This window comes from Nocardiopsis baichengensis YIM 90130 (assembly GCF_000341205.1).
In the GTDB taxonomy this organism is placed as follows: Bacteria; Actinomycetota; Actinomycetes; order Streptosporangiales; family Streptosporangiaceae; genus Nocardiopsis_A; species Nocardiopsis_A halophila.
Window position 1 is genome coordinate 55,794 of sequence record NZ_ANAS01000031.1, and the last position, 19,367, is coordinate 75,160.

Consider the following 19,367-nt stretch of genomic DNA (forward strand, 5'->3'; position numbering starts at 1 on the left):
CAGGGCGCAGGGAGAAGGCGCCACCCATAGGACGCGGCCTACGCGCCAGCTGTACTGCCCGCTGAGGTCGGTTACACCGACCCCGGTCGAGACGAACGAAGAGGACTTCCGGTGTCGGTGTGGATGTCTGACGTGCCACCGCCCCGGAAGGCCCTCGATGCCCCGCACTACCCACCACATCGCCAAACCGGCCCCCAACGGGCGCCTTCCGTTTCACGGGCCCGGGGACTGCTCCGGGATGTCCGCTCCGGGGCCCGCTCGTCGTTCGCAGGGCTCGGTCCGTACTGTGGTCGCCCCGGGTCCGGTCGGCCGGTGAGGCCGGCGGTGAGACGAGCGGTGAGGCGTCCGGAAGCTCTGCCGTGTCGGGGGTGAGGGCGGTCAGGGAATCCCGCACCGGCGGTCGCCGGGGCGGTGGAGCGGTGGCAGAATGGGCGCCGCCTCGGCGGCGGCCCCTCCACACGACCGCCGTTCGGGCGTCCCCGGCGTCAATCGGAAAGCGGTGGAGACCCATGGCCGACGGACCGACCCTCGCGGCGGCTGAGGCGATGATGAGCGGGGCCGAGCGGGTCGCCGTGCTCACCGGCGCGGGGATCTCCACCGACTCCGGGATCCCCGACTTCCGGGGCCCGCAGGGGGTCTGGACCAAGGACCCCGCCACGGCCGCGATGTTCGACTACGACACCTACATGTCCGACGCCGACGTCCGCCGCAAGGTGTGGCTCATGCGCCGCGACCACCCGGCCTGGGACGCCGAACCCAACGCCGCCCACCGCGCGCTGGCCGACCTCGCCGGATCGGGGCGCCTCAGCGGTCTGATCACCCAGAACATCGACGGCCTGCACCAGGCGGCGGGCGTCCCCGACGACCAGGTCGTCGAGGTCCACGGGACCATGCACCGGGTCGTCTGCACGGCCTGCGGCCTGCGGACCCCCGCCCCCGAGGTCCTGGAGCGCCTGGACGAGGAGTCCGACCCGCACTGCCTGGAGTGCGGAGGGATCCAGAAGTCGGACACCATCTCCTTCGGACAGAGGCTCGATCCGGACGTGATCGAGGAGGCGGCGAAGGCCGCCGAGGACGCCGAGGTCTTCGTCGCCGTCGGCACCTCGCTGACCGTCCATCCGGCCGCGGGCCTGTGCGACGTCGCCCTGAGCGCCGGTGCGACCCTGATCGTCGTCAACGCAGAGCCGACCCCCTATGACGAGGCGGCCTCCGCGGTCCTCCGGGACCCGATCGGCGAGGTGGTCCCGGCACTGGTGCACGCCACCACCTGAGGCCGTCGGGTCGGTCGGAACCCGCGGCGACCTCTGCGGACACGGCTCGGACGACCGGCCGAGCGCACTCGGCGTCCGTCCGGACGACGAGGTTCCCTGTCCGCCCCAGGGCGCGGCCGTTCGTGGGGCCCGGCCGTGCACGACGGCCCGCCCCGGACCGTCGGCGCCGGTCACGTACCGGCCCGGCACAGGATGGTCCTCAGCGCCGGGACCAGTCCCTCCTCAACGGTCGGGGCCGACGTCCTCCAGGCGATGAACCCGTCCGGGCGCACGAGGGGCGCGCCTTCGGCAGGGATCCCGTACAGCGAACCCCAACCGCCCCCGCGGGTCGGTCAGCGCGGCCCCTGAGCCGGGGCGCCCACCACCTCGGCGCGGAGCGGCACGCCCAGCGGCCAGGCGGCGCGTCGCCGCCCCCTCGCGCAACCATGCCCACCACCACGCGGTCGGGGGTGCGGTAGACCAGCAGCCACTCGGGCGGGACGGGCTCGGCCTCGGTTCCGTGGGCCAAGTGCGGGGACTGGCGCGCCATGGCGGACCTTGCGATCGGTCGTGAACGCTGTTCGCGGCAAGGGGGCGTGCGCACCGGCGCGTGGGAGGGGCGCAGGGGCGGGAGAGAAATAAATATACGCGTAGACAAAGTCGTCCCGCGTCACTAGCATCGGGCGGGTTCCGGAGACCTCCCTGGGAAGGGGCCTGCACCATGACAATCGCGCGACCGGCCGGCGGCGCCGGGAACGGAGTCCGCCATGGCCACTAGTCCGAAGGCCGCCGACCGCCCGAAACTCGCCGAGCAGCGGGCGATCGTGCTGGTGTGCCTGGCCGTCTTCGGCCTGATGACCGGGCAGCAGATGGTCAACCCGATCCTCGCCCCGCTCGCCCGGGAGCTGGGCTTCAGCGAGCTGGCGCTGGGGTTCGTGATGTTCGTCGGGGCGTCCGGTGTGGTGCTGGCCGGGTCGTTCTGGGGGCGCCGGGCGGTGGCCTGGGGGCACCGCACCGTCCTGCTCATCTCTCTGGTGGGGGCGACGGTGGGCCTCCTGGCGTTCGCGGTCGTCGCCCACATCGGCCTGACCGGCGCCCTCTCGGTGCCCGTGCTTTACGTGCTGGTCATCCTCACGCGCGGGGTCGTGTTCGGCCTGGCCTGGGCGGCGACCCCGGTCACCGCGCAGTCCTATGTGGCCGAGATGACCTCCGGCGAGGACGAGCGGGTCCGGGGCATGTCCATCTTCGGTGCGGCGCAGGGCATCGGCCTGGCGGTCGGGCCCGCCGTCGGGGGCCTGCTGAGCGTCGCCGGGCTGGTGCCCCCGATGTACGCGGCCCCGGCCGTCCTGGTCGTGATCACCGTCGTGGTCGCGGTCAGCGTGCCCCGGCCGCAGGTACGCCGGGAGGTCCCCGAGCCCGTCCGGATCAGTCCGTTCGACGGCCGCATGTGGCCCTTCCTCACCATCGGGTTCGGGCTGTACCTCGCCATGACCATCGTCCTGATGACGGCCGGGTTCCTGCTGCAGGACCGGCTGGGCCTCACGGCGAACGAGACCGGGACGGTGACCGGAATGGTCACGCTGGCGGGCGCGGCGATGATCGTCCTCGTCCAGGCCGTGGCCGTGCATCGGCTGGGCTGGGCGCCGCTGCGCCTCATGCGGACGGGGGCCGTCCTCATGACCGTCGGCATGCTCGTCGTGGCGGTCGCGCCGACCGGCCCGCTGATCGCCGCCGGCGTCGCCCTGCTCGGGGCCGGACTCGGCTTCGGGATGCCCGGCATCATGTCCGCACCGAGCCTGCTGGCCCCGCGGGAGGCCCAGGCGGGCGTGGCCGGGCTGGTCAACGCGACGGTCGCACTGACCTTCATGTTCGGCCCCCTGGTGGGCAACGCCCTGTACGAACTCGGCGACACCGTCCCCTACATCGCCGGCACCGTGATGCTGGCGGCCGTGGTCGTGTTCACCCTGTTCCACCGCGGCGTCCGCCAGGTGGAGGACGCCTCCTCCGCCCCGGAGCCCGCCGCACGGACCGCCGCCCCCGAGGAACGGTAGCGCCCCTCCCTGTCCCGCCTCGGCTCGCGTGTGTGAAGCGACGCTGAGCCGCTGCAACGGGGCGAGGGGCGGCCGCCGGTCAGGCGAGGCCGGGGAGCGGAGGGGACAAGGGGGGTCAGGCGCGGCGGAGCAGCCCGTCGACCACCGCTTCGAGGCCCTGGCGGTAGGTGTCCCGGCCGGTGAGCTCGGCCCAGCGGTCGGCGAGGGACGCCAGCCGCGGATAGGCGTCCCCCGACAGGGCGGCGAACTCACGGTCGCGGTGGGAGGGGCGGTCGCTCTCGGCCCGCCTGCGATCGCGGGTCACCCGGATCAGTAGCTCGCCCACGGTGTAGTACCAGATGACGCGGTAGGCGTCGACGGCCTGGTCGGGGGTGAGGCCGCATTCGACGGCGGCGTCCACGATCGCCTCGACGATCCACAGCGCGGAGACGGCCATGAGGTCGTCCGTGGCGACGACCTCGATGATCCAGGGGCACTCGGCGAGCACGTCGTGCAACAGTTCGGCCGCGGCGACCATCCGGTCGCGCGGATCCCCGGGAAGCTCCGGGCGCGGTATGCCGCGGGCATGCGCCTCCAAGAGCAGCAGCAGCAGGTCGTCCTTGTCGCGCACATGGTGGTAGAGCGCCATCGGCGTGCTGTCGAGCTCCTTGGCCAGGCGCCGCATCGACAGGCCGTCGGGGCCTTCGGCCGCGAGCAGGCGCTGCGCGGCGGAGATGATCGCCTCCTGCGACAGCCGGGGCGGACGCCCGATGCGTCCGGTGCGCTTCGATCGGGGGTGCATCCGTCCATTTTCCTCCACGTCAGGGCCGACGCTACCGCTTCCCGCGCGGTGTGGGCCGGAAGCCGGTCGCCTCTCGCCGGGCAGGTCCGGTCCCCATGGTGAACGGGCCGGGATTCGGCCTGGCGGCGTTTCGGTACGGCGGGTCCGTGGCCCTTCGGTGATCGTGCGGTCGACAACCGACCGGGGCCTGACCGGGGGCGGCGGCGCGCGCACCGGGCGCCGGACCGGGGCGCGGGGTCACCCCTTCCGGGGGCCGCCGGTGATCTCCTCGGGAAGGTCGTCGAACCAGGCCAGCACCGCGCGTTCGTAGTGGATGCCGAAGCTCAGCGTCGCGGCCGCGTACGGGTCGGACATGCCCTCGGCCTGCCCCTCGTACTCGGCGAGGCGCTCGGCGTGCAGCGCGCGGTGGTGCTCGACGGCCGCGGTGAGGTGGTCGCGCGGGATGTGCCGGCCGAGGGTGAGCATGAGCAGCAGGGGGAAGCGCACCGCCTCTTCGCCCGGCATCGCCGCGCTCCAGTCGGCGAAGGCCGTGCGGCCCGCCTCGGTGATCGCATAGGGGCGCCGGTCCCGCTTCCCGCGCTCGCCCTCTTCGACCAGCCCGGCCCGGGCCATCGTGGACAGCTCCCGGTAGACCTGGCTGCGCGTGATGGACCAGAAGTCGCCCATCAGCTGCTCGGCGGCGGCGACCAGGTCCCAGCCGGTCATCGGCCGCTCGTGCAGGAAGCCCAGGAGCGAGGCGGCCGTGTTGTTCAGCCCGTGCGGCGCGTCCTTGGCCGTCCGGCGTCCGTTCATGCGACACCCCCTTGACAGTCCACTGTGTCAGGTCCACTCTGAGGTAGCAACAGTCCACAGTGGACTGTCGCGGGAGGCCGTGCCCGCCCGCCCTTCCACCGTGCCGGGGGTCCCATGCACACGTTCCTGCTCGTCCTCCACATCGCCGCCGGCACCGTCGGCCTGGCGGCCGCCCTCACCGCCCTGACCGCGCGCAAGCGCCGCGGTCCGCACACCGTCGCCGGCCGCGTCTTCGGCGCGACCGTCGTGGCGGTGGCGGTGACCACCTACGCGCTCCTGCCGTTCGCGCCCGCGATGTGGTGGCTCGGCATCATCGCGACGGCCACCCTCGCAGCCGGGGCGGCCGGGGTGTACCTGGCCTGGCGCAGACCGGTGTGCGGCTGGTACAGGGCCCACCTCGTGCTGATGATGTCCACGGTCATCGCCTATGCGACGCCGGTCGCGGTGCAGTTCTCCGACGGCGCCGTCCTCGCCTGGGTCCTCCCCACCCTCGTGGGGTCCCCGCTGGTCGTCTACCGCTCGATGGTCGCCGCCGGCACGGTGCGCCCCCGGCACCGGGCGCTGATGCCCTGGCGCCGGTCCCCCGAGCGGCGGCCGGTCGCGGGTGCGTGAGGGGCCGGAGGCCGTCCACGAGGACAGGGGGACGCCGGACAGGCGATGCTCACCTCGCCGCCATGGCCGCGGGCGCGCCCTCCCGCGTAGGTTGTCCGCGTCGCCCGGGCGTGACGACCGCCCGAACGGCGACCGACGTCCGGATGACAAGGGAGTCCGGGCCCGAGCGAAGAGGTGTTCCGTGAAGAGAGTCGCCTACCGCGTCGCAGCCGCCCTCGGAATCGTCGACAAGCAGCGCCTCACCCGGCCCTACATCTACTACTGATCCCTCCTCACCTTCCGCTGAACCGCGGCGCGCGGGCGAGCCCGGCCCGCGCGCTCTCCGACCCCCGCGGCACGCGCCCCGCACGCACCCCGCGCTCCGTGCACCGGCCCGCAGCAGGAGGTGGGATGCCCGCCCCGCCCACACCTTCCGCACCGTCCCCGCACGACCGCCGCCCGCCGGGCCCCTCACGCGCAAGCGGCGCCGCCAACGCCGCCGACTTCGCCGTCGACCCCCTGGGGTTCCTGACCCGCTGCGCACACGAGTACGGGGACACCGTCGCGCTCACCCCGACGAACGTCCTGCTGGCCCACCCCGATGACGTCGGCCGCGTGCTGGTCGACCGCGACCGGGCCCTGGTCAAGGTGCGGCCCGGGGAGCGCCGACGGGGCGGAACCGGCTTCCCGCTGGCCATGATGAACAGCGAGGGCGAGGACTGGGAGCGCAAACGGCGCCGCCTGCAGCCCGCCTTCCGCAGCGAACGGCTGGACGGCCTCCGGGCCTGCGCCCGGGACGCCGCCGCCCGCACGGCCGACTCCTGGACCGAGGGCCAGACCGTCGACGTCCACGAGGAGATGTCCCGGCTGGCGATGCGGGTCGGAGCCGTGCACATCACCGGGCGCCCCCTCGGCGCCGACGCCGACGCGCTCGCCGACGCCGTGGCCGCCGTCATGCGCCTCACCGCCGGCGCCGTCCGGCTGCCGGCGTGGATGCCCACGCCGGTCAACCTCTCCCTGCGCCGCGCCATGCGGGCGCTGGACTCCTCCCTGCGGCGGATCGTCGGGGAGCACGAGCCCGACGGCGGCGCCACGGCCCTCGGCAGGCTCGTCGAACAGCGGCCCCGCGCGCCCTTCGCCGAGATCCGGGACGAGCTGGCCACCCTGCTGATGTCGGGGTACGAGACCACCGCCGACGCCCTGACCTGGCTGGTGCACTGCCTGGGCACCGCCCCCGAGGCCGACGCCGGCCTGGCGCGCTCCGCGCGCGGGGCGGGCGCCGACGGCTACGCCGCCGCGGCCGCCAAGGAGGCGATGCGCCTGTACCCGCCCGCGTGGGTGATCAGCAGAGTCGCGGTGCGGCCCGTCGAGTTCGGCGGGTACCGGCTCCCGGAGGGGACGGTGATCGGCCTGAGCCAGTGGGTCACCCACCGCGACGCGCGCTGGTTCCCCGAGCCCGACCGCTTCCGCCCCGAACGGTGGCTGGACGGCGCCGGACCCGCCCGCCGCTATGCCTACTTCCCCTTCGGTGCCGGGGCGCGCGGGTGCCTGGGCGCGTCCATGGCCCTGAGCGAGATCGAGGAGATCGCCATTGAACTGCGCGCCCGGGTGCGCTTCGAACCGGTCGACCCCGACGGGGTGCGGCCCCGCGCCGCCCTGGCTCTGCAGCCCAGAGGCGTGTGGGCCCGCGTGCGCAAGGAGCGTCCGGGAGGAGCGCGATGGTCGGGGTGATCGGCGCCGGGTTCGGCAGAACCGGGACGATGTCCCTGCACACCGCCCTGGCGCAGCTCGGATTCGGGCCCGTCTTCCACATGGGGGAGCTCTACGACCGCCCGGAGCGCCTGGGGGCCTGGCGTGATGCCGCGGCCGGGCGCGAATCGGTGGGCCGCGCCGTTGCGGGCTACGCCTCGACGCTCGGCTGGCCCGGCTGCGCCTTCGTCGGCGATCTGGTGCGCGCCTTTCCCCGGGCGCGTGTGGTCCTGACCGATCGCGATCCCGAGGCCTGGTACCGCAGCGCCTACCGCACTCTGTACCTGAGCCGGTTCGACGAGCAGGGGAGGCGGCGCCGCCTGGAAGGCGACACTGCACAGGTCGCCGCCTTCGCCGAAGAGCTCATCTGGGACGGCGCCTTCCACGGCCGTTTCGAGGAGCGATCCCACGCGCTGTCCGTCTTCTCCGAGCACCGGGAGCGCGTGATCGCCGCCGTTCCCGAGGACCGCCTGCTGGTGTTCCGGGCCGAGGAGGGATGGGGGCCGCTGTGCTCCTTCCTCGGAGTGCCGGTGCCCGGGACCCCCTACCCCCGGAGCAACGACGCCGCCGACTTCCACGCGCGCGTGCGGCGGCGCATCGGCCGCCGATAGAAGACGCCAGGGGGCGGGAACACCGACGAACCGGCGGATTCGGCCCGATTTTCTCACCGGCCGCGCCAACGCGTCCGGCGTGACGGGCGTCATACGTGATGATACGTATCGCCCATTGAGCGGAGAGTGAAGGAATGGCGGATTCGACCCCCCAGGTCACCAAGGCACGGCGTGCGGGGACGGCGGGGGCGGTGGCCGCCACCGCCCTGGCCGCCACCGCACTGGCGGGTCCGGCCCACGCCGACGCGGCCCAGTGGCGCCAGGTCCACGGGGCGCCCGAGGACGGCGGCTCGTTCACCGCGGTCGCGGCGGCGGGCCCCGACGCGGTGTGGGCATTCGGCGACGACAGCGCCCAGGGCCCCGGCGCCACCCGGATCCACCGGTGGGACGGCACCGAGTGGACCCCGGAGGACGTCCCCGAGGGCGCGACCGTCGAGCCGGACACCGCCGACGCGGTCGGCGGCCAGGTGTGGGCGGCCGGCACCACCCCCGGCGGGCAGGCCGTGGTCCTGCACCGCGACGGCGGCTCCTGGACCGCCCCGCGGATCGACCCCGCCCTGCACCCCACCGATCTGGCGGCCGCCGACACCGATGCGGTGTGGATGCTGTCCCGGCCGGTGGACGGCTACGACCGCGCGGTGTTCTTCGACGGCGAGATCTGGCGCGACTACCCGGCCCCTTCGGTGTCCCAGGCGGTGGCGGCCGCAGGGCCGGACGCGGTGTTCGCGGTCGGCTCCCGGGACGACGGGCAGCCCGGCGCCGAGCGGTGGGACGGCGAGCGGTGGAGCCCCATGGAGGTCCCGGAGGTGGACCTGCCCTCCGGCGAGTCCGACGCGGTCTTCACCGACGTCCTCGCCCGCTCGGCCGACGACGTCGTCGCGGTGGGCCACCTGTTCTGGAAGGACGGCGAGGACATGAACCACCACCGGCCGCTCGTCGGGCGCTACGACGGCAGGGAGTGGACGGTGGAGACCGGCGGGGAGCCCGGGTCCTACACCGCGGTGGCCGACGCCGGAGACGGCGGCCTGTGGGTGGTGGACCGCGGGTGGAACCCGGTGATGGTGCACATCGCCGCCGACGGCACCACCACCGGGCAGCCGCTGTCGGACGAGAAGTACGACCTGTCGATGGCCGCCGTGGACACCGTCCCCGGCGGGGGAGCCGTGGCCGCCGGGACCGCCTTCGAGCAGGGCGACCCGGACGTGTTCACCGACCACGGCTTCGTTTACGGTACCGGCTCCTGGAGCGCAGCAGGGGAGTGACGTTCCCCTGTTCAGGAGCAAGGGCCCGCTCCTGAGAGGGGCGGGCCTCCTGATTCGCCGTCGGTGGCGGACGGGGGAGGTGCCCGCCATCCGATACCGGCGCCGCAGGCGTCGTCCGGGAGGAGATCTCCGGGTGCGGTTCGACCGGCCGCAAGGACGGTCCTCTTCATGTCCCCGGAACGGCCGCGCACGTCCGTGCCGGACACGTTGTGGTCTTCGACGGCGATTCCCCCCGGGGCCAGGCGGGTCGGAGATCCTCGGGTCCTGCTCGCCCAGGCTCCGCCGGTAGATTCCCAGGGCGCGGTGGCAGTGCTCCGGGGACGGCTCTAGGCCCAGGCAGGGGGGCGGGCGGGGGCAGGTCGGCGATGGGCGGCCCTGAGGAGAGGAGCTCGCGGATGTTGCGCACCCGCCGCCGAGGCGGTGGGACCCGACGAGCCCCTGCTGCTCGTAGTACCGCAGTACCGCAGCGACCCGCGGCTGAACCCGATACGGGCCGAAGGGTCTCCGGTCTTCACCGAATCGACGTACATACCTGGGGGCCCTGGGAGTTGACACGGGTGTCAGATTCAACCCCGGGCCGCGCGCATGTGGCGTGGGGCACATCCTGGGTAGGGGAGGGGCACCGGTCGGCCGAACGGTGACCCCTGACGAACCCCGTCGGGAGTTCCCAGGGGCCCGGGCGCCGGATACTCTTCGCCGCACGGCGCCGGCGTGTGACGGCGCCCGACAGTGCGTGACGGTGCGCGCCGAGCGGGAGGAGTGCGCCGTGCGTGCAGCGCGCGGTGCCCGGCGAAGCACGGCAGAGGCGGAGGTTCCCGTATGCAGGCCAACGTCGGCGACAGGATCCTTATCCAGGGCAAGACCGTCGGACAGGCGGGACAGGCCGGCGAGATCATCGAAGTGCGCGGCTCCGAGGGCGAACCGCCCTACCTCGTCCGCTTCGAGGACGGGCACGAGAGTCTCATCTTCCCCGGCCCGGACTGCATGATCGAGGACTGACGGCCTCCAGGAGCGGATCGGGCGGCGCTGGAGCGGGTTCCCTGCCCTCGCGGCACGGGAACCCGCCCGACCCCGAGCCTCAGGCGGCCTCAGGCGCGTCCGTGGTAGCGCAGGTGCAGCCGGTGCACCCGCTCGGAGAGCTCGGGGGAGGGCCCTTCCACGGCCACTCCGGGCGCGACCTCCCGGATGGGCAGCGGCCGGACCGGGGGAGCGGGGAGGCCGAGTCCGGACAGCCACCCGGTGAGCTGCTCGCTCGAGGAGGCGTAGACGATCCGCCCCAGCCCCACCCACGCGTGCGCGGCCGAGCACATCGGGCAGTGTTCACCGGAGGTGTAGACGGTCGCGGCGGGGCGGTCCTCAGGCCGCATCCTCTCGGCGGCCCAGCGCGCGAGGGCGAACTCCGGATGGCGGGTGCTGTCGCCGCCGGCGATGCGGTTGCGGTCCTCGGCCAGGACGACGCCGTCGCCGGACACCAGGACCGACCCGAACGGCTCGTCTCCGGCGTCCAGTGCCTCTTCGGCCAGGTCCACACAGCGGCGCAGGTGCCCGAGGTCGGTGGCGTCCATGGATGACCGCCTCTCGTCAGGGGCCGCTCGGTGCGGCCCGATTGCCAGAACAGCAGGAGAACAGCGATAGGGACAGGGAGTCAGGGGGCATTCTGCCGCAGAAGGCGGCGTCGGTGCCGGACGGCGGCCCCGACGGCGGGAACGGGTCACGGCGGACGTGGGGCGGAATCAGGGGCGGACGCGGAGCTCCGGACCGGACACAGGGCCCCGGACACAGGGCCCCGATCGCGGAGCCGCGGTCCAGCCGCGGTCGCAGGGCGGCGGGCATCACGGGCGGGATGTCCGATTCGACGCTGTCACAGGCGCCCCCTAGTCTCGCGGCGTGTCGAAATCCTCGTCTCCTTCCTTCGCCGACCTCCTCGACGACGCGGCCTTCCTCTCCCTGGAGCACCAGCTGCGGCTGGAGGACGTGGTCGGGCAGCACGACTGGCACGTCGACCTGCAGCAGCCGCGGTTCCGGTTCACCGGGGCCCAGGAGCTGGCCTGCACCGGGGTGCACCTGCTGGGCAGCGCCGCCCCGGGCCCCGGCTCCTGGCTCTGGGCCTGGGCCAACCCGTCCGGCTACCCCGAGGCGGTCACCGCGCTGAGCGCGGCCGTGCGCGACTTCGGCCGCGAGCACGGGATCCCCGAGCTGGCCGAGCCCGAGGTGCCGTTCGGGGCGCTCCCGGGGGCGCCCGACCACCCACGGGTGGTCGCCGCCCTGATGACCGAGGCCGCGAAGGCCGTCGCGGGCCGCTGGACCTCCTACACCGCCGAGGTCGGCTCGGGGACGCACGCCTCGTTCATGATCGAGCACCCCGACTTCGCGCTCCCGGCCGCGGAGGGCCCACGGGTCATGCGGGTGATCCAGGAGGGCCTGTCCGGGCTCCCGCTGCGCGACGTGCGGCGCGCCCTGTACTCCTACGGCGTGCGGCGCGGGCTCACCGCCGAGTTCGACCCGTCGGGGAGCCGGCTCGACCTCTCGGGGACGGCCTTCCAGGCCACCGTCGGCTTCGACGAGCAGGGCCGGGTGTCGACCATCGACGGCAAGATGTCGGGCGGTGAGGCGGAGCAGGCCTGACGGCCCGCCCGCCGGAACCGCCCCCTGAAGCCGCTCGGCGAACGTGCATGCGGCCCCGGGGTGGCGGCGGGGGTCAGTCCCCGCCGCCACCCCCTCCTCCGTCGCCCGCACCGCCGTCTCCGTCCCCGCCTCCTCCGATGCCGCCGTGGCCCCAGGTGCCGCCGCCACCGCCCACGTGCGAGCGGCCGCCGAAGACGATGAAGGCCAGGGCCAGGCCGACCGCGCCCAGCCCGAAGGCGTAGAGCGGCCACAGCCCGTCCAGGGAGGAGTCGGCCTCCTGCAGGGTGGGCAGCTCCGTGTCGACGGCGCTCTCGGGCAGCACCAGGTCGACGCTCATCGCCTGCCCCGGACGCACCTCGTCCTGGGTGAACGACGCGCCCGCGCCGCCGGTGTCGGAGGAGGAGCAGGGGGAGGTGCTGCCGAGCACCCCGGCGTAGCAGTCGACGCCCTCGGGCCGTTCGGGCAGGTCGATCTCCACGGTGACGTCCCGGACCGGGAGCGACCACTCGCTGCCGACCGCGTTGAGGAACAGGCGGGGACTGTCGTCGTCCCGGCGGACCATCACGCTCTCGTAGGTATAGGCGACGGCGAAGGTGCGGGTACCGCTGAAGGGTTCGTCGCGCTCGCCGATGACGACCTCCGTCGCGTTGTTCCGCTCGTCGACCTCGATGGAGCGCACACCGTCGGTGTCCACCACCTGCACATCGCGCAGCCCGAGGTCGATCTCCCGTGAGCCGGCGATGCTCCCCCGGTGCGGGAGCCGTCGGCGCACGGGTGAGCCGTCGTCGCCGAAGTCGTAGGTCAGGCGCTCGGTGATGCGGACGGCCGCGTCCCGGCCGACGCGCACGTCCACGTCCAAGGCGACGATGGAGCGCTCTCCAGAGGCGCCGTCGGCCGCGTTCTCGTCCGAGGCCAGCGCCGGGGCGGCGGGCAGCGATGCGAACGAGGCGACCACGGCCCCGCACAGGGCGGTGGCGGTGACCGCCCGACGCGCGGAGCGCCGGGAGGCCGGGGCCGCGGCGGGTGCGAGGGGAGGGACACCGGTACGGACACGGGGGAGAGTGGAGTCCATGCCTCCTTAGATGCCCGGAAAGGCGTCCAGGTTGCGTGCTCCGCAGGCACCATCTCCCCGTGCTCCGTGTCGCGGCCTGGTAGCGCCCGGAAGCACGCCCCGGCGCTACCAGGCCCCGGAGTTGGCGTTCATGCCCGAGTACGACCTCTCGCTCTCGGGGAATCTGCTGCTGAAGCGGCGTGAGTCTCTTCTCCCTGGCCTTACCCACCTATTGCGCTGCGGCTCCTGGTCGGATTCACCTCGGTCCTGGTTGTGTTCTGCGTTCGCGATCAGCTGACGGCAGTCTTCCCTGAATGCCGGTCCTCCGATGTGCGAATCGAGCCTTTCGAAGACCAGGTTCAACTCCTCTGGTGCGAGCCTCGGTCCGGGGACCACGGAACGAACGTTCTCAAGGAATTGATGGACGATGTGGGAGAGGGCTCCCGGAAACTCCGTCTCCAGCGAAAGCCTGCCAGACGCGTCGGCGTCGAGGTCTTCGGCGGCCTGCTGCAACGTCAAGAGCTCAATGCGGCCCAGCTCCTGCGTCGAGAGGAGCCTCTGGTAGGCGTTCAGGCGTCCGAACCCGTCGTCCCCGACCGGTTCTAGGCGGAGACGCAGGACGTCATGGGTCTCGCTCCACGTCCGTATGGACTCCTCCGGGTCCGCGTACCAGTTCAGCGCCTCTTCGTTCACGTGTCTGAGCAGCGGCGTCAGCATCAGCATCATGCGTGCCGCCGTTCCGTTCGCGCGAACGGCGATGCCTCGCAGAAGCTTGGACGTCACCCCGTCGTACGGGACCGTGATCCCGTACGGATCGATGATGTCGAGATCTCCCGGACCTTCGGGGCTGATCTCGAAGCCCAGGCACTCCCCGACGACCACCGGTTCGCCGCGCTCACGCTCCAACGTGCTCGTCGTCGCGCGCGTCAGGTCGCCCATGTGCCGGATGCGGACCGTGTCCACGAACCCGTGCCACTCCTCGTCCATGAGCCCGCGCCAGTACGTCGCCGCTCTCCGCCAGCCGTGCCAGGGCATCCGGTCCTCCTCCGGGAACAGCTCTGCCAGGTCCAGCTCCTCGCCGCAGCATGCCAGCAGCACCACGAGGTTCATCGAGTAGGCGGCCTGCCGGTACATGACCGTCGCGCGCCAGGGCTCGTACCCCTCGAACTCCTGGGAGGGGCGTGCGTAGGGCGCCTCGTGGAAGAGCATCAGCAGCAGGTCGATGTACTCCGAGCGCTCGCCCGGCTCTTCCCTGAAACGCTGTTCCAAGAGGTCGTCCAGGAACTCCACCACCGCCGCCCGCGAGGTGAACGCCGCATAGGAGGTGATGGCGTACAGCTCCCCGTGGTCCAGCGGACGCGAAGTCCGTCGCCGTCTGGAGCGCTTCCGCTCCTCCCGCCGGTCCTCGACCAGCCCCTCCAGCACGGCGGCCAGGTACCGCGCCACGAGATACTCGCCGAACGTGGCGTGCAGGAACTCGTAGACGCTCGCCGTGCGGTCCCGGGCCTCCGCACGCGACTCGTGGACGAAGAAGAACCGCCCGAGCACCTGGTCCGCGTCGCTCAGCGCGCCGTGGAGACCGGTCTCCTCAGGACGGAGGCCGGCGTCCGGGAACAGCGCTTCCAGGTCCTTGTCCAGCTCCTCCGAGGAGATGGTCTGGCGGTGCCGGGTGAACATGGCCAGCGCCACGACCTCCAGGCGGCGCAGTTCGCCTTCCACGGCCTGGTGCGCCTCGTCGTCGGTGAGGTTGGACCGGTGCTTGTCCACCTCCCGGTCGGCGAACATGCGCAGCAGTTCCTCGTACAGGGCCGAGCGCGACAGCGCCCCCTCCTTGCCCTGGAGGGCGTTGGTGTCCGAGTCGTAGATGAGCAGCATCATCAGCAGCAGCGGCTGCTCGGCCAGCTCGCGGTAGGCCAGCACCGACTCCAGCGGGGTCGGGGACAGGCCGCGCGCCGCGAGGGACTGCTCGTGCGCGTCGTTCCAGATCTCCAGCATCCGCCCGATCTGCGCGCTGCTGAACGGTTCGAGTTTGATCACCGGGCAGCCCTCCGGGACCCGCATGCGGTCGGCGACCACCGTCCGGCTGGTGACGATCACCGCCACCGGCTGCCCCAGGGCCTCCTGGCGCCGCTGGAACTCCTGCACCTGCTCCAGGTAGTCCGACCGGTCCACCCCGGTGGCCTGCAGGAGCTCGTCGAACCCGTCGAGGATCACGACCGGGAGCGCGCCGTCGGCGCCGTCGGCCAGGTCCCGCCAGGACACCCCGGTGTGCAGGGACGCGCGCAGGCCGTCGTCGATCTGGTCGTGGATCGGCGCGTTCGCCCGCACCCCGCGCAGCTCCACGCGGACCGCCAGGAAGTCCGAGGGCGGCAGCTGCGCGGCGATCATCTCGGTCAGCTTGGACTTGCCCGCCCCCGGGTGGCCGAGGACGGTGATCGGGTACCGCGTGGCCACCCTCTGCGTCAGCAGACCGGCGAGGACGAGCTGCACGTCGTCGTGCGCGCCGGCGTGCTGCCGCCACCACTGCTCCGACGACAGCTTCGCCTCCACGACGTTCCACGTGAACCTCCCCCGGGGAGAGAGGTAGGCCTCGGCGGACGTGGGCACCCCGGCCCCCGGGGCGGCCGTGCGCAGGATCGGGCGGTCGAGCACCGCCCGGTAGAGCGCGGCCAGCTCCTCCCGCCGCCGCCCGGGGGCGGGGCCGGAGGAGACCTGCTCCAGGATGCCGCGCAGCGCGGCCAGGCCGGTCTCGATCCGCTCCACGCCCGCGTCGGTGCGCCGCTGGGCCTGCATCTGGGCCCAGATACGCACCTCGGGGACGTCCGCGGCGAGCCCGAGGAGGCTGTCGGCGTACCCGGCGGCCGTCTTCGGCGCGATCGCGTCGACGTCCAGCCGGGAGCGCACCGCCTCGCGCCCGGCCTCGTCCAGCGCTGCGAACGCCTCGGTCCCCTCCACGTGGGCGCGCAGGGAGCGGACGGTCCGCCGGTGGGGCCCGTAGGCCAGGAGGGACGCGCTCTCCTCGGACACCGCCAGCACGCCGTCCTCCATCCGCAGGACGTCCCCGTCCAAGGGGCGCACGCCGTCGGCGATCTCCAGCTGGGACTCACGGGTGAGCCGCAGGTCCTTCAGGGACAGCGGGCAGTCGGGGGTGTCCAGGACCTCGTCCACCGCAGAGAAGAACGCCTCGACCGCGATGATCTTCAGGGCGGCCTCGATCCGCTCCATCCGGGTCATCCGGTCGACGCCGGTGATCTTCTCGCGCAGCGGCCGCAGCGCCTCGCGCCCCTTCTTGACCAGCTCGCTGCGCACCCCGAACAGGTCCGGGACGCCCAGCGCCCCCAGTCCCCCGTCGACGAGCTTCTCGGCGAAGTCCAGGATGGCGGGCTCGTCCTTGCCGAGGACCTTCAGCGCGTCCGCGTAGCTGAGCTGCCTTTTGGCCATGGGGGGTGGTCTCTCCTCGCGTTCGGGCGGCGGCCGGGCCGGGGGCGGCCGAGCGCGGGGGCGCTCGGCGGGGGCCCGAATCCGGTTCCGTCCTCGTGTCCGGTGATGCGAGGATGCCACGGAAAAGCCCTGAGCCGCAGGGGCTGCGGGCGCCGCCGGGCCCCGGCGCCCGGCGGCGCGACACTCCCCGGAGGCCGGATGACGTCCTATATCCGCTCGGTCACCTTCGATTGCGCCGATCCGTACACCCTGGCCCGCTTCTGGGCCGAGGCCGTCGGCGGGGAGGTGCACCCCGACGGCGTCCCCGGCGGGGACGAGGCGTTCGTGGCCGGCGCCGACGGGCGCCCCGAACTGCTCTTCCTGCGGGTTCCCGAGGGCAAGTCCGCCAAGAACCGGGTCCACCTGGACCTGGGACCGCGCGGCACCCGGCGCGACGAGGAGATGCGGCGCCTGGTCGGCCTGGGCGCGACGGTCCTGCAGGACCTGCGGCGGGAGGGCGGGGCCGGGTTCTGGCTCATGGCCGACCCCGAGGGCAACGAGTTCTGCATCGAGATCAGCGACGAGGAGATCCCCGAGGTCACCGGCCGCGAGGCGTGAACAGGCGGCCGGGGCGGCGTGGGACGGTGCCCCGGAGGAGCAGGACCGCAAGGGCGGAACGATGGGGCGGGCCGATAGGACGGACCGCTCCGCCCCGCCCTGCGGGCGCCGCTCCGGGCGGCCGCCCGCTCGCCGGAGGGCATCCGCGGAACGGCCCTAGGGCAGGCGCCAGTCCACCGGGTCCGCGCCCTGCTCCTGAAGCATCGCGTTGGCCCGGCTGAAGGGGCGCGAGCCGAAGAAGCCGTTCTTGGCCGACATCGGGCTGGGGTGGGTCGACTCCACGCACGGCACGTCCGGCATCAGCGGCCGCAGGTTGCGGGCGTCGCGGCCCCACAGGATCGCCACCATCGGCGTGTTCCGCGCCGCGAGCGCGCGGATGGCCTGGTCGGTGACCTCCTCCCAGCCCTTGCCCCGGTGCGAGGCGGGCTTGCGCGGCATCACCGTCAGCGCCCTGTTCAGCAGCAGCACACCCTGCTTGGTCCACGGCGTGAGGTCGCCGTTGCTCGGCATCGGCAGCCCCAGGTCGTCGGCGTACTCCTGGAAGATGTTGCGCAGGCTGCCCGGCAGGCGGACGTCGGGGGCCACGGCGAAGCTCAGCCCGATGGCGTGTCCGGGGGTGGGGTAGGGGTCCTGGCCCACGATCAGCACGCGCACGTCCTCGAAGGGCTGCTGGAAGGCGCGCAGCACGTGCTCCCCGGAAGGCAGGTAGGTGCGCCCGGCGGCCACCTCCTGGCGCAGGAAGTCGCCCATCTCCTCGATCTTCCCCGCAACCGGCTCCAGGGCTTGGGCCCAGCCCTTGTCCATGATCTCGTTCAGCGGTCGTCCCATGACGACAAACCTAGCGACGCCCAGGGACCGAATCGGACGGATCCGCCGAACTCCCGGGGGATCCTGCGCTCCCGCCGGAGCCGCGTCGCCGGCCGGGCGGAGCGGTTATCGTGTCCACGCGGCCCCAGCGGGCCGCTCCCAGCGACCCCGGAGCATTGCGAGCAGCACGTGAACCAGCAGCCCGACGGCGACCGGCCCCCTCGGCATCCGCAGCACGGACCTGCTCCGGCCGGCCCACCCCAGGGACCCCCGCCGGGACCGGTGGGCCGCCCCGTCCCCGGGCCTCCGGGCGGCCCGCCTCAGGGGCCGCCTCCGGGAACGCCTTACGGCCCGCCGCCCGGGTACCCGGGACAGCCCGCGCATTTCGGCGCGCCTTACGGCCCGGGGCCCGGTGGGCCCCCGCAGCCGCCGTACCCGCCGCAGGGGCACCCCGGAGGCCCGGTGCCCTATCCGCAGCCCGGTCCGGGCGGGCCGCCGCCCAAGAAGTCCACGGCCGGCCTGGTCATCGGACTCGTGGCGGGTGGCCTGGTGCTCGTGCTCGTGGCCGCCGTCGGCGGCTTCCTCCTCCTGCGCGGCGGGGGCCAGGGCCCGTCCGGCACCGGGGCGCCCGAAGGCGCGGGGCCGGGGGTGTCGCCCGACGGGCTGCAGGTCCTGCAGGACGACGGCAGCCTCGTGCACGCCGACCCCGGCGCCGAGGCCCCCGTGGTGGAGGTCTACATCGACTTCCAGTGCCCGGCCTGCCGGGAGTTCCACACCGAGCGGCAGGGCCTGCTGGAGGAGATGGGCGAGTCCGGCGAGGCGATCGTGCACTACCGGCCCGTCAGCGTCTTCGCCAAGCGCGGGGGCGTCCTGGCGGAGAACTCGGTCCGGGCCGGGGCCGCGGCGATCGTCGCCGCCGAGTACGGGCACTACCTGGAGTACCAGGACCTGCTGTTCGAGCGGCAGCCCGCCGAGGGCGAGGAGGGGTTCACCCCTGAGGAGCTGGCCGGCCTGGGCGCGCAGGCGGGCATCGACGACCCGGGGTTCCCCGACCGCCTCCAGGAGGAGATGGACGCCGCCGACGCCGAGGTGAACGGCCCCGGCGCGGGGAGCGGCGCCGCGTACGCCCTGATCAAGGCGACCGACGGCGTGATGAACAGGTACGGCGGCGCGGACGCTTTCGCCGGCACTCCGGGGGTCTACATCAACGGCGAGTCCGTCGACCCGTACACCGCCGACCTGCGGGCCCGCATTCTCGACGCCGATCCCGGCGAGGTCACCACCGCCCCGCGGTAGCGGGCGCGGTACCGGCCCGGTCGGACGGTGCGGCCGACGGTCGGGGGCGCCCGCGAGGGGACGGCGCCCCGGACCGCCCACGGGTTGCGCCCCGCCCCCGTTCACAGGGCCCGGATCTGGGTGATCTGCAGGACCCGGACCGTGAAGTGGGAGACGGCGCTGCCGCCGTGGACGTAGACGCGGTAGCAGTCCTCCCCGGACCGGGTGATGATGCGCCCCCGCGGCGAGAGCGGCCCCGGGAGAGCGTGCGTGCGGGCCAGCTCCAGCGCCGCCGCCCGGGCGGCGTCCCGGTCCTCATAGGTCCAGTGGAGCGTCTCGGCCACGACGCGCTCGCCCCGGCCCAGCGACTCCTCGACCACGGCCAGCCAGCGGCCCGCGCGCTCGGGCCGGTCCTCCCGGCCGTCCTGCCGCGTCGTCGGATGCATGCCCGTGCCTCCTGCCCCCGCTCGCGCCCGGCACCGTG

Annotated in this window: 19 protein-coding genes; 11 read left to right on the forward strand and 8 right to left on the reverse strand. The window is 73.6% G+C overall.

Annotation, left to right across the window (positions count from 1 at the left end):
• Positions 1-509 precede the first annotated feature (509 nt).
• Positions 510-1,271, forward strand: coding sequence for an SIR2 family NAD-dependent protein deacylase (locus C892_RS0122010; RefSeq protein ID WP_017558949.1), 762 nt, complete (start codon positions 510-512; stop codon positions 1,269-1,271).
• Positions 1,272-1,441: 170 nt separating this feature from the next.
• Here C892_RS0122010 and C892_RS32815 read toward each other — a convergent pair whose 3' ends face one another.
• Positions 1,442-1,543, reverse strand: a complete 102-nt coding sequence (locus C892_RS32815) for a hypothetical protein (protein ID WP_394296683.1) — start codon at positions 1,541-1,543, stop codon at positions 1,442-1,444.
• 474 nt (positions 1,544-2,017) lie between these two features.
• Between C892_RS32815 and C892_RS0122015 the strand changes: the two genes are divergently transcribed.
• Positions 2,018-3,301: an MFS transporter gene (locus tag C892_RS0122015; protein ID WP_017558950.1), complete on the forward strand. Its 1,284-nt coding sequence runs from the start codon at positions 2,018-2,020 to the stop codon at positions 3,299-3,301.
• Between the two features lie 115 nt (positions 3,302-3,416).
• Here C892_RS0122015 and C892_RS0122020 read toward each other — a convergent pair whose 3' ends face one another.
• Both C892_RS0122020 and C892_RS0122025 read right to left on the reverse strand, forming a co-directional pair.
• The gene (locus C892_RS0122020) at positions 3,417-4,082 is read right to left on the reverse strand and encodes a TetR/AcrR family transcriptional regulator (protein WP_017558951.1); all 666 of its coding nucleotides are present in this window, start codon (positions 4,080-4,082) and stop codon (positions 3,417-3,419) included.
• A 237-nt stretch (positions 4,083-4,319) separates the two neighbouring features.
• Positions 4,320-4,874, reverse strand: coding sequence for a PadR family transcriptional regulator (locus C892_RS0122025; protein ID WP_017558952.1), 555 nt, complete (start codon positions 4,872-4,874; stop codon positions 4,320-4,322).
• A gap of 114 nt (positions 4,875-4,988) precedes the next feature.
• Here C892_RS0122025 and C892_RS0122030 point away from each other — a divergent pair, with 114 nt between their 5' ends.
• From C892_RS0122030 to C892_RS0122055, 6 genes are all read left to right on the forward strand, one after another.
• Positions 4,989-5,486, forward strand: a complete 498-nt coding sequence (locus C892_RS0122030; RefSeq protein WP_017558953.1) for a hypothetical protein — start codon at positions 4,989-4,991, stop codon at positions 5,484-5,486.
• Between the two features lie 181 nt (positions 5,487-5,667).
• Positions 5,668-5,751: a cittilin family RiPP precursor gene (locus C892_RS32820; protein WP_394296684.1), complete on the forward strand. Its 84-nt coding sequence runs from the start codon at positions 5,668-5,670 to the stop codon at positions 5,749-5,751.
• A gap of 125 nt (positions 5,752-5,876) precedes the next feature.
• The gene (locus C892_RS0122040; RefSeq protein WP_017558954.1) at positions 5,877-7,196 is read left to right on the forward strand and encodes a cytochrome P450; all 1,320 of its coding nucleotides are present in this window, start codon (positions 5,877-5,879) and stop codon (positions 7,194-7,196) included.
• Positions 7,184-7,825: a sulfotransferase family protein gene (locus tag C892_RS0122045; protein ID WP_017558955.1), complete on the forward strand. Its 642-nt coding sequence runs from the start codon at positions 7,184-7,186 to the stop codon at positions 7,823-7,825. Before C892_RS0122040 ends, C892_RS0122045 begins: the two co-directional genes overlap by 13 nt.
• Before the next feature lie 134 nt (positions 7,826-7,959).
• A complete protein-coding gene (locus C892_RS0122050) occupies positions 7,960-9,087 on the forward strand; it encodes a hypothetical protein (protein WP_017558956.1) in 1,128 nt (375 codons plus the stop codon).
• An 819-nt stretch (positions 9,088-9,906) separates the two neighbouring features.
• Positions 9,907-10,086: a DUF1918 domain-containing protein gene (locus C892_RS0122055; RefSeq protein ID WP_017558957.1), complete on the forward strand. Its 180-nt coding sequence runs from the start codon at positions 9,907-9,909 to the stop codon at positions 10,084-10,086.
• A gap of 89 nt (positions 10,087-10,175) precedes the next feature.
• On the opposite strand, the gene C892_RS0122060 is transcribed toward C892_RS0122055, so the two are convergent.
• Complete coding sequence (locus C892_RS0122060) at positions 10,176-10,652, reverse strand: nucleoside deaminase (RefSeq protein ID WP_017558958.1); 477 nt, start codon at positions 10,650-10,652, stop codon at positions 10,176-10,178.
• 322 nt (positions 10,653-10,974) lie between these two features.
• Between C892_RS0122060 and C892_RS0122065 the strand changes: the two genes are divergently transcribed.
• The gene (locus tag C892_RS0122065) at positions 10,975-11,712 is read left to right on the forward strand and encodes a DUF6882 domain-containing protein (protein ID WP_017541697.1); all 738 of its coding nucleotides are present in this window, start codon (positions 10,975-10,977) and stop codon (positions 11,710-11,712) included.
• A gap of 73 nt (positions 11,713-11,785) precedes the next feature.
• On the opposite strand, the gene C892_RS0122070 is transcribed toward C892_RS0122065, so the two are convergent.
• Together C892_RS0122070 and C892_RS0122075 are read right to left on the reverse strand one after the other, a co-directional pair.
• The gene (locus C892_RS0122070) at positions 11,786-12,784 is read right to left on the reverse strand and encodes a DUF2207 domain-containing protein (protein ID WP_017558959.1); all 999 of its coding nucleotides are present in this window, start codon (positions 12,782-12,784) and stop codon (positions 11,786-11,788) included.
• Between the two features lie 105 nt (positions 12,785-12,889).
• Positions 12,890-16,204 carry an NACHT domain-containing protein gene (locus tag C892_RS0122075; RefSeq protein ID WP_017558960.1) on the reverse strand — a complete coding sequence of 1,105 codons (3,315 nt, stop codon included), beginning with the start codon at positions 16,202-16,204 and terminating at the stop codon, positions 12,890-12,892.
• A gap of 198 nt (positions 16,205-16,402) precedes the next feature.
• On the opposite strand from C892_RS0122075, the gene C892_RS0122080 reads away from it, so the two are divergent.
• Entirely contained in the window at positions 16,403-16,801 is a 399-nt protein-coding gene (locus C892_RS0122080) for a VOC family protein (protein ID WP_017541700.1), read from the forward strand.
• A gap of 156 nt (positions 16,802-16,957) precedes the next feature.
• Here the strand turns inward: C892_RS0122080 and C892_RS0122085 are convergent, their stop codons facing one another.
• Positions 16,958-17,629, reverse strand: a complete 672-nt coding sequence (locus tag C892_RS0122085; RefSeq protein WP_017558961.1) for a uracil-DNA glycosylase — start codon at positions 17,627-17,629, stop codon at positions 16,958-16,960.
• Between the two features lie 441 nt (positions 17,630-18,070).
• On the opposite strand from C892_RS0122085, the gene C892_RS0122090 reads away from it, so the two are divergent.
• A complete protein-coding gene (locus C892_RS0122090) occupies positions 18,071-18,904 on the forward strand; it encodes a DsbA family protein (RefSeq protein WP_017558962.1) in 834 nt (277 codons plus the stop codon).
• A 101-nt stretch (positions 18,905-19,005) separates the two neighbouring features.
• Here the strand turns inward: C892_RS0122090 and C892_RS0122095 are convergent, their stop codons facing one another.
• Complete coding sequence (locus C892_RS0122095) at positions 19,006-19,329, reverse strand: hypothetical protein (RefSeq protein ID WP_017541703.1); 324 nt, start codon at positions 19,327-19,329, stop codon at positions 19,006-19,008.
• Between the last annotated feature and the right edge of the window lie 38 nt (positions 19,330-19,367).